This window comes from Mesorhizobium kamtschaticum, from assembly GCF_056174585.1.
In genome coordinates this window covers 161,184-174,173 of sequence record NZ_JBWBWI020000002.1, presented here as the reverse complement: position 1 = coordinate 174,173, position 12,990 = coordinate 161,184, and the positions used below count along the sequence as shown (strand labels likewise).

The 12,990-nt window shown below is 62.8% G+C and carries 12 protein-coding genes; all 12 read left to right on the top strand.

What is annotated here, in order from left to right; translation table 11 throughout:
- The 12 genes from AC0V7N_RS36535 to AC0V7N_RS36480 all read left to right on the top strand — a co-directional run bounded on the left by AC0V7N_RS36535 (position 1) and on the right by AC0V7N_RS36480 (position 12,870).
- Positions 1 to 2,412, top strand: coding sequence for a VirB4 family type IV secretion/conjugal transfer ATPase (locus AC0V7N_RS36535; protein WP_496628324.1), 2,412 nt, complete (start codon positions 1 to 3; stop codon positions 2,410 to 2,412).
- Positions 2,409 to 2,945 carry a hypothetical protein gene (locus AC0V7N_RS36530; protein WP_496628323.1) on the top strand — a complete coding sequence of 179 codons (537 nt, stop codon included), beginning with the start codon at positions 2,409 to 2,411 and terminating at the stop codon, positions 2,943 to 2,945. The genes AC0V7N_RS36535 and AC0V7N_RS36530 overlap by 4 nt, the downstream gene beginning before the upstream one ends.
- A 368-nt stretch (positions 2,946 to 3,313) precedes the next feature.
- Positions 3,314 to 4,033 (top strand): type IV secretion system protein, encoded by a 720-nt coding sequence (locus AC0V7N_RS36525; protein ID WP_496628322.1) that lies wholly within the window; start codon positions 3,314 to 3,316, stop codon positions 4,031 to 4,033.
- 54 nt (positions 4,034 to 4,087) lie between these two features.
- Positions 4,088 to 4,279: a hypothetical protein gene (locus AC0V7N_RS36520; RefSeq protein ID WP_496628321.1), complete on the top strand. Its 192-nt coding sequence runs from the start codon at positions 4,088 to 4,090 to the stop codon at positions 4,277 to 4,279.
- Between the two features lie 202 nt (positions 4,280 to 4,481).
- Entirely contained in the window at positions 4,482 to 5,618 is a 1,137-nt protein-coding gene (locus AC0V7N_RS36515) for a type IV secretion system protein (protein WP_496628320.1), read from the top strand.
- Positions 5,615 to 6,334, top strand: a complete 720-nt coding sequence (locus AC0V7N_RS36510) for a VirB8/TrbF family protein (protein ID WP_496628319.1) — start codon at positions 5,615 to 5,617, stop codon at positions 6,332 to 6,334. Before AC0V7N_RS36515 ends, AC0V7N_RS36510 begins: the two co-directional genes overlap by 4 nt.
- Positions 6,331 to 7,146, top strand: a complete 816-nt coding sequence (gene virB9, locus AC0V7N_RS36505; RefSeq protein ID WP_496628318.1) for a P-type conjugative transfer protein VirB9 — start codon at positions 6,331 to 6,333, stop codon at positions 7,144 to 7,146. Before AC0V7N_RS36510 ends, virB9 begins: the two co-directional genes overlap by 4 nt.
- A gap of 7 nt (positions 7,147 to 7,153) precedes the next feature.
- Positions 7,154 to 8,509 (top strand): type IV secretion system protein VirB10, encoded by a 1,356-nt coding sequence (gene virB10 / locus AC0V7N_RS36500; protein ID WP_496628317.1) that lies wholly within the window; start codon positions 7,154 to 7,156, stop codon positions 8,507 to 8,509.
- A complete protein-coding gene (virB11, locus tag AC0V7N_RS36495) occupies positions 8,469 to 9,527 on the top strand; it encodes a P-type DNA transfer ATPase VirB11 (RefSeq protein ID WP_496628316.1) in 1,059 nt (352 codons plus the stop codon). The genes virB10 and virB11 overlap by 41 nt, the downstream gene beginning before the upstream one ends.
- 226 nt (positions 9,528 to 9,753) lie before the next feature.
- Positions 9,754 to 11,646 carry a type IV secretory system conjugative DNA transfer family protein gene (locus AC0V7N_RS36490; RefSeq protein ID WP_496628315.1) on the top strand — a complete coding sequence of 631 codons (1,893 nt, stop codon included), beginning with the start codon at positions 9,754 to 9,756 and terminating at the stop codon, positions 11,644 to 11,646.
- A gap of 569 nt (positions 11,647 to 12,215) precedes the next feature.
- Positions 12,216 to 12,464: a DUF4160 domain-containing protein gene (locus AC0V7N_RS36485; RefSeq protein WP_496628314.1), complete on the top strand. Its 249-nt coding sequence runs from the start codon at positions 12,216 to 12,218 to the stop codon at positions 12,462 to 12,464.
- Positions 12,451 to 12,870: a DUF2442 domain-containing protein gene (locus tag AC0V7N_RS36480; protein ID WP_258580803.1), complete on the top strand. Its 420-nt coding sequence runs from the start codon at positions 12,451 to 12,453 to the stop codon at positions 12,868 to 12,870. The genes AC0V7N_RS36485 and AC0V7N_RS36480 overlap by 14 nt, the downstream gene beginning before the upstream one ends.
- The last annotated feature ends 120 nt before the right edge of the window (positions 12,871 to 12,990 follow it).

Below are 12,990 nucleotides of genomic sequence, written 5' to 3'. Positions count from 1 at the left end.
ATGGTCGCGCGGGCGCTGCTTGATGAATTGACCTTTGGCGCGGTATCGCGGCGCGAGCGTCCGGTCGCGTCGCACATCCCGTTTACCCGCCACGTTGACGATCACGTTCTCAAGACACGCGATGGCCTGGTCCTGACGGTGCTCAAGCTCGAAGGCTATTCCTTCGAGACCGCTGACATGTCGGAGATTAACGCTCGCCTTCTGGCCCGTAACGACTTTGTCCGGACGCTCGCGAATTCCCGCTTCGCCCTCGTCGGCCACATCATCCGGCGCGAGGTCAAACCGCGGATCGCGTCCACCTTCGACAATGCGCTCTGCCGAGAGATCGACGAACGCTACGACGCGGCGTTGTCGCTGCGGCGGATGTTCGTCAACGACATTTATCTGACGATCGTCCGCAGGCCGCTTCAGGGCCAGGCCGGCACCTTCGACGCCTTGTTGACGAAACTCCTCGGCCGAACGGATGCGACCGGCCAAACTGTCGCCGCGCAGACGGCTTTGACCGAACTGCGCGATGCTGCGACCGCCGTGCGGGAGAACCTCGCCGCCTACGGCGCCCGTCAGCTTGGCGTGGTCTCGCGCGATGGCGTCTGGCATTCGGAACCATTGGAATTCCTCGTGCAAATCGTCAACGGCGGCCTGCCCCGCCCGATGCTGTTGCCGCGCATGGCGCTGAGCGACGCGCTGTCGATGAAACGGGTCTTCTTCGGCAAGAACGCTTTCGAGATCCGCGGCGCCGGCGCGCACGACACGCGGTTTGGCGCCATGATCTCAATTCGTGAATATCCCGCGCAGACCGGGCCCGGATCCTTCGACAATCTCTTGCGCGTCCCGCACGAATTCATCGCCAGCCAAAGTTTTGCTATCATCGATCGCCCCGAGGCGGCCAAACAGGTGGACCGCGTCGCCCGCCAGGTCGACATGTCGGACGAGGCGGGTTCAATCGTCGCCGAGCACCTGGACGACGCCCGCGACGAGCTCCTGGCCTCCGAGGCGATCTATGGCGAACATCATATGACGGTGATGTGCCTTGGACGCAGCATGTCCGAGGTCGACGCGACTGTCACGGCCGTTGGCGCAGCGCTCACCGACCGCTCCGTGATCTGGACGCGCGAGGATCTCAACTGCGAACCCGCGTTCTGGTCGCAGCTGCCCGGTAACTTTGCCTACATCGCCCGCAAGGCGGTGATTTCCTCAAAGAATTTTGCCGGTTTTGTTTCTCTGCATAACTATCCGAGCGGCCGTCCGGACAACAATCACTGGGGCCCGGCGATCTCCGTGTTCGAGACGACGTCGCAGACCGCCTACTACTACAATCATCACGTCCGCGACCTCGGCAACTTCACGGTTGTCGGCCCTTCGGGCAGCGGCAAGACCGTGTTCCTGTCTTTCATCTCGGCGCAGTCGCAGCGCGTCATGCCGCGTCCCAAACTTCTCTTTGTCGACAAGGATCGCGGAGCGGAGATCTTCATCCGTGCCATGGGTGGGCAATACGAGGTCCTGGTGCCTGGAGAACCGACCGGGTTCAATCCGCTCTCCATGCCCGACACAGCGCCGAACCGGGCGTTCCTGTTCCAGCTCTTCGGTTTCATGCTGCGGCCGGCGAATGGCGGCGACCTCACGGCCTCCGAGGAGCAAGTCATCCGCAACGCGATTGCGGCAGCACTCAGTGCCGGTCCGGACGGTCGGACATTGCAAGCATTCTCAACATTGCTCCGCGGCCGCATCCGGGCGGGCGAGGGAGATCTGCTCGCCCGTCTCGAAAGCTGGATGCGGCCGGACCAGCGCGGCTGGCTCTTCAACAACGAGACGGATCAGTTCTCGCTCTCCAGCATTTTCGGTTTCGACATGACGCGGGTGCTCGACGACCCGGTCATACGCACCGCCGCGCTGATGTACATCTTCCATCGCACGCAAGAGCTTCTTACCGGGGACCCGGTGATGATCTTTCTCGACGAGGGATGGCGCCTGCTCGACGACCCCGTCTTCGCCTTCTTCATCAAAGACAAGCTCAAGACGATCCGCAAGCAGAACGGCATCATTGGCTTCGGTACGCAGTCGGCCGCCGACATCGTGCGCTCGAGCTCGGCGAGCACGTTGATCGAGCAGACCGCCACCAACGTGTTCTTTCCCAATCCAAAGGCCGATGATGAGAGCTACGCGCGCGCATTCCGCCTATCGGAGCGGGAGGTGGCCTGGATTCGCGGCACGGTTCCGGAAAGCCGATCCTTCCTGATCAAGCACGGACGCGACAGCGTCATCGCCAAGCTCAATCTCGCCGGCATGCCGGACCTGATCAAGGTTCTATCGGGACGCACGGAGACCGTTGCCGAGCTCGAGGCGCTGCGGGCGCGCGTCGGCGATGATCCAGCCGTCTGGCTGCCGATCTTCCTGGGAAGGACCACGCGATGAAAGCAGTTTTCGCCGCCTTCGCTCTTATAACCACCTGCAGTTTCACCGCGCCGGCTTGCGCGGATATTCCGACCATCGATGCCGCGCAGCTTACCGAACACTCGCAGACCGCGAGCGCGACGGTAAATCTTGTGCCGATCACGACGCAGCGCCAGGACGCCAACAGCGGCGTCAAATGCGCCATGACCACCGGCAAGAAGGCCAATGTCAGCGACCCGACCCTGCAGCCGCAGACGGGCGCCGGTGCCAAGGCGATCCAGGGCTATGCGCCGGATATGCCAGCAACGCCCGACGCGACGGCGCGAGGGGCGGCCTTGAACAGCCAGTCGCTGTTCAAATCGAGCGGCGATGTGGTCGCCGGTCTTGATGCCAGCGGTCAGTCGCTCAGCGCCGCGCGAACCATGTTCCAGGCGGCAGGTCAACAGGTCGGCACGGCGCCAACAGTGATGGGCGCGTTTGACATGAACAGCGCCGCGCGCCTGCAAACAACCTCGCCTGGAACAGCGCCATCGGCTCGGCCAATCTCTGGGTGACGGCGCTGAATGCGCCCAATCTCGCGCAAACCAGCGACATGAGCCGGGCAGCTATGGGCATGCGCTCGAGCCCAGGGACATCGATGCCGGTCAGCGGGCTCCTGTGCCCAGCCGGAATGGCCGGATCGGGTACCGCAGCCGACCCCTGCCGTCAGCCGGCATCCTGCTCGACCACACCGCCCGGGACCCCGCCCGACCCGGCCTGCGTCTCTGCACGCGCCACCGATAGCACCGGCAACGTTGCCTTCTTCCTGGCACGCAACCAGGACGCGGCCCAATCGGCCACTCCCGCCCCGAGCGCTCTCTCCGCCACCGACGTCAATGCCGCTCTCGCGGCCATGCAAGCAAACGCACGCTAGGACCCCGCCATGTCGATATCCCGCTCGTTCGCCTTTGTTCTCACCGCGCTCTTCGGTCTCATTTGTGCCGAGGCCCGTGCGCAAGTTCCCGTCATCGACAATACCAATCTTGCTAAGGCGCAGGAGATCGCGACCAGCACGCAGAAGATCCTCACCGCAGATCAGCAGATCCTCCAATTCACCCAGAAGACACTGCAGGCCGTCACCGGTGATCGCGCTTCCGTCGCCCAGGGCAGCCTCGCTCAAATGGCGCTCGGTGGCGGGTTCTCGATGGCGCAGGCGCCCTCGCTCGGCTCCGTCATCTCCGGCGGTGCTCTATCGTTTGCAGGGATGAGCCCGGGGTCCCAGAACATCGTCTCGACGATGATCAATGGGCTGCAGCTGGTTAAGACCATCACTGGTCTCACCGCAGGCCAGACCCATCCGGTCGACACGGCTTACCAGAATTCGGTCAATGTTGCCGCGACGCTCTCCGGGCTGATCACGTCGACGCAGACCGCAGTGCAAACGAGGTCGGCGGCCTTCACACAAGGTGGCCAGCAAATCGGCCAAGCCCCCGATCTCAAGGGCAGCGTTGACCAGAACACGCAGGTCCAGGTTCAGACGGGCCAGACGATCAATGAACTGAATGGCGTCGTGAACAACGCCGCCGCGGCAGCCAACCAAGCCAACCTCGACCGTATCGCCGCCGAATCCGCCGCGGCGCGGGCGATGAAGTTCACGCAGTAAAGCCCGACCCTGAATTCCCCGACCCTGAATTCCAAGAGAACGACCGGAGGACATGTGTCAAAACAAGCCATTGGCTTCCTCGTTGCCGGAATCCTTATCGCCGAAACACTTTATCTGGCGGTGTGGAGGCCGCGCGAGCAGCTGAACCCATCGTCGACGGGGGCCGGGCCGGTCTCGCAGGATGATGCGGCGAAAGCCGCCTCGCGCGCCATGACGTTCAGCCAGCCGAAAGGGCCAAAAAAGTGAAGGCTGCGATCGGTTTGGCCCTCACACTCACGCTGGCGGCAGCTCTCTTAGGCTGCGCCTATAAGCCTCTGAAGGCGCCGTGCTCCTCGGATGAAAGTGGCGCGCCGCTCGCATATGGCGCCCCGGTCGCCGCGCCGGCGCTCCCGCCACCGCTGCGGTTGCCCGACAGCTGCGGCCCGATGAAACCGATCTGAGCGCGCGGATGGGGTCGTTCAGCATCACCACGTTGCTCCAATCGGTCGATCAGCTCGGGCAAAACTACGTCTCGACGGCTTATCGGGCGCTCGCGAACGCGGCGACATCGGGCGGTGGCACGGGCGTCGCCGGGCTGCTTCTCACCCTCTACGTCATCTTCTGGGGTGTCGGCATCTGGCAGGGAACGGCGAGCGGCGGGCCGGCCGATCATGCCTTTCGGTTGTTGCGGGCCTTCACCATCTATGCCCTTGCGACGAGTTGGAACGATTTCCAGACGCTTGTCTATAACCTGATGAACGACGGGCCTTCCGCAATTGGCAATGCGCTCTTGAGCGCTGTCACCACAGCCAACAACACCGGCACCGCAGTGAACCTTACCTCGGTAAACGGTGTTCAGAACGCGCTTCAGAACATGTGGGACACGACGAACAATGCGACAGAGGCCTTCCTGCAGAACGCCGGCATCACCAATTGGGGACCTTATATCTTTGCCGCCGTCTTTTACGTCGTGATGGCTGTGCTGATCGGCTTTGCGCTGTTCCTCATCATGCTGTCGAAGATGTTCATGTGGCTACTGCTCGCGCTGGCGCCAGTCTTTATCATCCTCCTGCTCTTCGGCGTCACCACACGGTTCTTCTCAGGCTGGCTCAGTGCATTGGTTCAGTATTTTCTGGTGCAGGTCCTCGTCTATGCGTTTCTCGCCTTCTATGTCTCGCTCATCCAGCAGACGATAGACACGCTAAACGGCGTCGCCAACACCAAGAGCCCGACCTGGGCAACGATTGGCCCTGTCGTGCTGCTTGCCATCATCGGCATTCTTCTGCTCTCCCAGATCAACAATGTGGCGGCAGCGATCGCAGGCGGCGTGCCGATCGGCGCACCGCGGATAGGTCGGTTCTACGCCAGCGTCAGCGGCGCCCGGGCCGCGCTTGCTGCGAACCGCGGCCGGCTGGCATTCCGCAATCCTTTCAACCCGGCCTCGGTCTCACGGCGCGAGGAGCTCGCCGCGAGACAGCGGGCACGCGTTGGCCTCAGGGCCGCCGCTTGGGCCGAGACACCGGAGTTCCGGCGCCTTGCAGCCCAGATCAGCAATCCCGCCGTGACGCCAACGGCCCGTGACAACAGGACATCTTCATCATCATGACGCAGGCAAGTGCAGCCATAGCGGAGCGAAGCGTCGACCCGCGCTATTATTCGGAAGGGATGACCTGGGAACAGGACATCGCGCGGCGCAATCGCAATTCACGAGCGCTCGCCTGGATCGTCGCGGCGGTGATGACCGTGGTCGCGGTCGGTTCGCTCGCAACGTTGGCCCTGCTCGTGCCGCTCAAGACCTATGAGCCCTACATGGTCGTCGTCGACAAGGCGACGGGCTTCGTCGAGGTCAAGCGGCCGATGGCGGAAGGGCCGCTGACGCAGGACGAGGCTGTCACTACCTTCAATGTGGTCCGCTACGTCAAGGCGCGCGAGACCTACGACCCCAAGGCGCTCAAGGACAATTTCGACCTTGCGCAACTGCTGGCCGCGGGCGACGCCGCCCGCGAGCTGACAGAGATCTATTCCCCCGCCAACCCGCAGAACCCGATCAAGATCAATGGCACGAACACGGTGGTGTCCGTATCAATCAAATCGGTAACCTTCCCGAACAACCGGACGGCATTGGTGCGCTTCTCGACCGACACCAAGTCCGCCACCAACATCGTCACGGCGAACTGGGTCTCGCTTGTGCGATTCCGCTACACCTCGGCGCCGATGCGCAATGAATGGCGCTTCGACAATCCTCTCGGCTTTCAAGCGTTGGAGTACCGACGCGACCAGGAAACAGCGCCGTCCCCGGGAACCATGGGGGCGCAGCAATGAATCGTTTTGTCCCTCACAGCATCGTCGTCGGCTTGATCCTTTGGCTCGCGGTCGGACCAGCCGTCTCGGAGGCTATCCCGAAGCCCGGGCGCGTCGACAGTCGCGTCCGCGATGTCGTCTACAACAAGGACAATGTCACCGCGATCGACGCCACTTTCGGCACTTCGACCATGATCGAGTTGCAGGGCGATGAGAAGATCGAGACGCTGGCGCTGGGCGACTCGACCGCCTGGAAGGTCGAACCCAACCACAAGGGCGACATCATTTTCGTCAAACCGATCGAGAAGGAAGCGCTGTCGAACCTCAATGTCGTGACCGACAAGCGCATCTACTCCTTCCTGCTGCGATCAAATACCCGCCCGCCGGCGACACAGATCTTTGTCGTGCGCTTTCGCTACCCCGAGGACGAGGCGAGTGCGCAGTTGATGGCGGCCGCTAAGGAACGAGCGGCGAACCCCAACCTCAAGGCCCTCAACGTCGCCAATGCCAACAGCGACTATGGCTACAAGGGCTCGTCCATAAACAAGCCGATCGCCGTCTTCGACGACGGCACCAAGACGTGGTTCCGCTTCGAGGGCGAGACGCCGGCGATCTATATCGTCGACAGCGGTCGTAACGAGAGCCTGGTGAATTTCCGCACCGAGGGTCCCTATGTCGTCGTCGACAAGGTCAGCCCGCAATGGACCCTACGCAACGGGAGCGAGTCGACCTGCATCTTCAACCGGCGGCTCACCAATGTGCATGAGCCGAACGGATTGGAGCCCTACGCTCCCCAGCGCGTCGGGATGCCGTCGCCCGCGACGGGAGGCTGAGAGCGCCATGCCGAGCCCGCAGGACTATCGCTCGCTTGAGCTCGATGCCGCAGCCGCCACGACGGTCGCGCGCGGTTCGACTGGCTTTGGCCGGATCTTGAAATTCGGCGTGCCGGTCGGCGCGCTCGTGATCGCCGGCTGGCTGATCTACGGGTCGCTCCAGGGAACGCCGAAGAACATGACGTCGCCGGACAAGGAGGAGTTCACCACGACACAATTTCCCGCGCCGTCGCTCGCAGCGCCGCAGACACGAACCAACCAGGGCACAATCGTTATTCCGGCGGCCCCGGCCGCCCCGGAACCGACGGTGCCCCCGCCGCCGGTCGCGCCACCAAACGCCCTACCGGCACCGCCACCTCCCGAGCCGCCGCTGGTCGTGGCGCCACCAAACGATGACGAAGCCAATCGCCTGGCCGAACTCGAGCGTCAGCGCCAGGAGGCGGAGCGGCGCAAATGGGAACGGCTGCGGGCGCCGCAGGTAATCGCCGACAATGATGCGAGCGACGGGACGGCCAATCCGGGCGACAGCGCGGGCGATGGCACGGGGCAGCAGGAGGACGACCCGAACCGGCGGTTCCTGGCGTCCGTCGCGAACGCGGGTGTCGAAGTGGCGAAGGCAATCAAGAACGACCGCATCGACGCACTCGTGGCGCAGGGGACCCTCATCCGCGGCGTCCTCGAGACCGCCGTGCAAAGCGATCTTCCCGGCATGGTGCGCGCGGTGACCACCGAGAATGTCTGGTCCTTCGACGGCCGGCGCATCCTTATTCCAGCCGGCAGTCATCTCGTCGGCGAATACAAATCCGGCATCACCCAGGGCCAGACCCGCGTCTTCATCGTCTGGACGCGGATGCTGCGGTCGGATGGGGTGTCCGTGCAGCTCGGATCGACCGGCACCGACGATCTCGGCCGCGCCGGCAAGGCCGGATTTCTCGACAATCACTATGTCGAGCGGTTTGGTTCGGCGATCATGCTGTCGGTCGTCGGGGGTTTTTCCCAGTTCCTGAGCGGTCATGGCCAAAACACCGCCAACACCGGCGGCACGACGATCACCACCACCGATCCGGTGACCGGTGTGGTCACCACGACGCAGACCGGCGCCAATCAGAACCAACAAGCGCTCCAGGCCCGCCAAATCGCCGCGCAGAACGTCTCGCAGACCCTCACCAACATCGCGCAGGAGGCGCTGAAAAACTCGATCAACATCCCCCCGACAATCTACCTCGACCAGGGCACGCGGATCATCGTCTTCGTCAGGCGCGACCTCGATTTCTCCGCACTCTATCCCGATCCGGTGAAGGAAGCGCTTCAGGAGCTCAAACGTGAACGTTCCGGCTCGAAACCAGACGATCTTTCTCGATAGGGCGCTCGGCCCCATCCGGCCCTGGCTCGACGACGATCAGGTGGTCGAGATTTGTGTCAATGGACCGGGCGCGGTCTGGGTGGAGCGCTTCGGCCAATCCGCCATGGAGCATCATGACGTTCCGGACATGACCGAAACGGCAATCCGGCATCTGGCCGAGCGGGTCGCGGGGTTCTCCGGCCAGAGCATCAACGAAGACCACCCGCTTCTGTCGGCAGCACTTCCGACAGGCGAGCGGTTCCAAGGTGTGATGCCGCCGGCGACGGCCGGGGGAGGGGCCTTCGCCATTCGCAAGCAGGTCATCAAAGAAATGCGCCTCGTCGACTACCGCAAGCTCGGCTCTTTCGAAAAGGTTGTGACCACGACTGACGGAGCGTTGTCCGAGGTCGACCAAGCCCTATGCGCGCATCTCGACGCAGGCCGCATCGAGGATTTCATCCGCCTCGCTGTCGTCAACCGCTATTCGATCCTGCTTTCTGGCGGCACGAGCTCGGGCAAGACCACGTTTCTCAACGCGATCCTGAAGGAGGTGCCTGTCGACGAGCGCATCATCACAATCGAGGACACGCGCGAGGTTAAACCGATGCAGAAGAACTTTCTGCCGCTCGTTGCCTCGAAGGGCGACCAGGGCGAGGCCCGCGTCACCGTGGAGACACTGTTGCAGGCCTCAATGCGCTTGAGACCGGACCGCATCTTCCTCGGCGAGATCCGCGGCGCCGAGGCTTATTCGTTCCTGCGTGCCATTAACACCGGCCATCCCGGCAGCATCACCACCGTCCATGCCGACAACCCGGCCGGCGCGTTTGAACAGCTTGCCCTGATGGTCATGCAGGCCGGCCTCGGCCTCAGGCGCGAGGAAATAGTCGGCTATATCAAATCGGTGCTGCCGATCGTCATTCAGCAGCAAAAGATAGGCGGATGGCGCGGCACCTCGGCCATCTACTTCGCGCGCATGGCGGAGTGGCGCGAAGGCAGGGGTGAGAGGAAGGCCGTCTATGGCACGCGTCGTCGCCTTTAGGATCGGCGTTGCCCTTCTGGCGCTCATCGGGTTCTGGCTCCTGTGGAGCCTGGCTTATGAAATCGTTGTAGCGTCGCGCTGGGCGCCAGCCCGCTTCCCGAGCGAGGGCGCAACCCGCTGGGCACTCTTACGCATGCAGAACAATGAGCGCACCGCAGGCGTTTTCCTGATCGCCTGGAAGCATTTTTACGCGCGCGTCTTCTTTCCGCAGACGCAGGTCGAGGCGTTGATCCGCGCCGGCATCGCCGCCGGCAGCGTCGTGGTGCTGGGGCTCGCCGGCTGGCTTTTCGCGACTGTCAATCGCCGGCAGATGCCCTTTGGCGAAGCGCGTTTCGGCACCGTGCTGGAAGCGGCGAAGCAGGGCCTGACAGCAAAGCAAGGGATCATCCTCGGCAAGCTCGCCGGGGCCACGATCCGCTCCGACGAGCCCGCTCACATTCTCGTCGTCGGTCCGTCGCGCTCGGGCAAGGGCACGGGCTTCGTTCTACCGAATGGCTATCTCTGGCAAGGCTCGGCCGTGTTCTTCGACCCGAAGCGGGAGAATTTTGAGGCGCTCGCGAACCACCGTCGCGCAATGGGCAACAAGGTCTTTATGTTTTCGCCTGGCTCGAACGACACGCATCGCTACAATCCACTCGACTTCGTGCGGCGCGACGAGCGGATGGCGACCGACTGTCTGGTCGTGGCCTCCTTCGTCATCCCGGAGAAGGCGGACGATACCTGGGCGGGTGCCGGACGGCTGCTGCTCTCAGCGCTGATCGGCTACGTGCTCTCCTCGCCGCTTGTCGCTGGCGCGCAACATATGCGCAGCGTTGCGCGCATGACGACGACGGGTAAGGATATCTCCTCCGTGCTGCGCGCCATCGTGAACACCGAGCGCCTGTACCTGCCGACATGGGTCGTCGATAGCTTCAACCAATATATCGCCCTGGAGCCGGAAACCAGGAATTCGGCCGTCTTCAACGTCAACATGGCAATGTCGCTTTGGAACAACGGTCTGATCTCGGCCGCTACTGAGACATCTGATTTCGACATCCGCGAGCTCAGGCGCCATCCGATGACGATCTTCATCGGATGCACCATCGCCGAGTTGTCGATCTTCCGACCGCTGATCCGCATCCTGTTCCAGCAGATCCACGACCTGATGATGGTGAAAATCCCTGGCGAGGACGAGCCGCATCAGGTTCTGCTCATGCTTGACGAATTCTACCACGTCGGCCGCATGGATTCTCTCATCTCGAAGATCACGATCAGCGCTGGCTATGGTTTTCGCATGGCGATCGTCATGCAGGACATTGCCCAGCTCGACGAGCTCTATGGCAAGAACAAGCGCATCACCACCGTCTCCGGTTCGCAGATCAAGCTCTTCATCCAGATCAACGATCTGGAGACCTCGGAATTCGTATCTGAGATGCTGGGCGAGACGACGCAGGTCTACAAGACGCCGGTGATGCGACCGGGGCAGGGGATCTTCGCGCCGCGCCTATGGGCCCCACACTACACCCCGCGGCCGCTGCGCAGTCCACTCGAGCTGCGCGAGATGTCCGCGCGGACCTCGATCCTGATGGTCAAGAACTCGCGTTCTTTTCAGCTTACCAAGATCCGGCACTATCAGGATCAGCCATATCGGCGGCTGTTCGAGGTAGGTAAGGGAAGACCGCCCACCTTACCCGCGCTGCGCAAATGGCAGGATGAGGTTCTCGGCGGCGCCATCAGCCCGGCGCCGAGCCTGGAGGCGGCCGAAGACGAGGCTCAGCCTCCGCAGCTCCAACGCAACGGCAGAAAGACGGCACCACGGCCTGAACCTGCACCGGAGAAGGAATACGCTCGCGGCAGCGTTAAGTCTCCGGCCGAGCCTGCTTTCCGTCCGGCGCCACCGATCGTCGCGAAAAAGATCCCTGTTAAGCAATCCCGAAAGGTTTTGGCGCTCGGCGATGAGCCCAACGCCCCGCAAGACGAGACCTGCAATATTCGTGACCTGCTGGCCGCTACCGAGCGTACCCAACGAGACGACTTCGATGTAATGGCGGCATCAGCTCGCACCGCGTCCATATCGCCGAAGCTCGAAGAAGCTTTATCGGCGCTCGCCACCTTGCAGGAGCAGTTTGGGGATGACTAAATTTCCTTATCGTCGACGCGAGGCCCGCCGGTGTCAACGGCCGTCGCCACTGCGCAGCTCACCCACATTGGTGCCAACACTGCCATGGGCTTCTTGACCGAAGCGAGCGCTGTGACATGCATGGCAGACGATTTACTGCTGCGTTCATATCGCGGCTATCGCCTTGGCGATCGCGGCAAAAGGCAGGACCAGGGATAGCGGCGCGTATCGCGAGCGGCGGCCAACGCCCCACCTTTTGACCGCTGTGGATTAGAGCATGATTGGCCGTGTGCAGGCATTTACGACCCTGCTCACAAGCGGATTCGGGCTTGCGATATATCTCCTGCCGACAATCGCGCCGGGAGCCTCAGAGGCAAGCCTCTACATGGCATGTGGTGTGGCTATTGTGGTCTGCGTCGGCGGGTTAGCTTTTTGGGCCAAAAGCCAAAAGCTGTCGCGACAAAATCACCGGCCCTGATTTTTCAGGGGAACTTCTGTCACAAAAGTCGGTCGCAAATTCAAACTTCCGCGACTGATTTTTGCGACAATTTCGACTTTCCTAAGCGCTTGGGTTTTGGTATAGATCACCCATGCCGACCGTTTTACGCCTCGATGGCTTGCGCGTGGTCATCTACCCGAACGATCATCGACCCGCGCACGTCCACGTCAAGGGAGCGGCCGGCGAAGCGGTGTTCATCCTGCATTGCCCCGATGGACCGCCGGCGCTGCGGGAGAGCTTCGGATTCAACCAGGCCGCGCTAAGCCGGATCGCGGATGACCTGGCCGGCGCACTGGCAACCTTATGTGCGGAATGGAGAACAATTCATGGCCGTTACTGAGCAAGAGTTTCACCAAGCCGAAAAGCGGATGGCCGCGCTGCGGGAGAACGGCTTTGCCGTGTCCGCGCGCTACGATCGCCGCTCGGCCCGCATCGTCGTCAACCTGAATACCGGCGTGCAGATCGCTTTCCCGCCGCGCCTAGCAGAAGGTTTGGCTGATGCCTCGCCGGCCGACCTTGCCGAGGTCGAGATCAGCCCGGCCGGCCTTGGCCTGCACTGGCCGAAGCTCGATGCTGATGTGTATGTGCCGGCGCTGCTGCAAGGTGTGTTTGGCTCAAAGCGCTGGATGGCCGCGCAGCTCGGTACGGCCGGCGGCCAAGCCCGTTCGCGCGCCAAGGCGGCGGCGGCTCGGGAGAACGGCCGCAAGGGAGGCCGGCCGCGCAAGGTTGCCGGTGGTGGCCTATAGGCCGGCCGCTGAAATCAACTCTGGCAATCTGCTGAAGCCAACTGGGCGGTCTGACCAGGGCCGTGTCACTGAATTGTCCGCGGGATACATCACCCGCAGTGCGCGCCCAGTCCGATCTTG

Bases quoted from the DNA above. Each gene is read 5' to 3' on its own strand.
- AC0V7N_RS36485 (WP_496628314.1), top strand. From the start codon at position 12,216: ATGCCGACCGTTTTACGCCTCGATGGCTTGCGCGTGGTCATCTACCCG.
- virB10 (WP_496628317.1), top strand. From the start codon at position 7,154: ATGCCGAGCCCGCAGGACTATCGCTCGCTTGAGCTCGATGCCGCAGCC.
- AC0V7N_RS36515 (WP_496628320.1), top strand. From the start codon at position 4,482: ATGGGGTCGTTCAGCATCACCACGTTGCTCCAATCGGTCGATCAGCTC.
- AC0V7N_RS36510 (WP_496628319.1), top strand. From the start codon at position 5,615: ATGACGCAGGCAAGTGCAGCCATAGCGGAGCGAAGCGTCGACCCGCGC.
- AC0V7N_RS36525 (WP_496628322.1), top strand. From the start codon at position 3,314: ATGTCGATATCCCGCTCGTTCGCCTTTGTTCTCACCGCGCTCTTCGGT.
- AC0V7N_RS36535 (WP_496628324.1), top strand. From the start codon at position 1: ATGGTCGCGCGGGCGCTGCTTGATGAATTGACCTTTGGCGCGGTATCG.
- AC0V7N_RS36530 (WP_496628323.1), top strand. From the start codon at position 2,409: ATGAAAGCAGTTTTCGCCGCCTTCGCTCTTATAACCACCTGCAGTTTC.
- virB9 (WP_496628318.1), top strand. From the start codon at position 6,331: ATGAATCGTTTTGTCCCTCACAGCATCGTCGTCGGCTTGATCCTTTGG.
- AC0V7N_RS36480 (WP_258580803.1), top strand. From the start codon at position 12,451: ATGGCCGTTACTGAGCAAGAGTTTCACCAAGCCGAAAAGCGGATGGCC.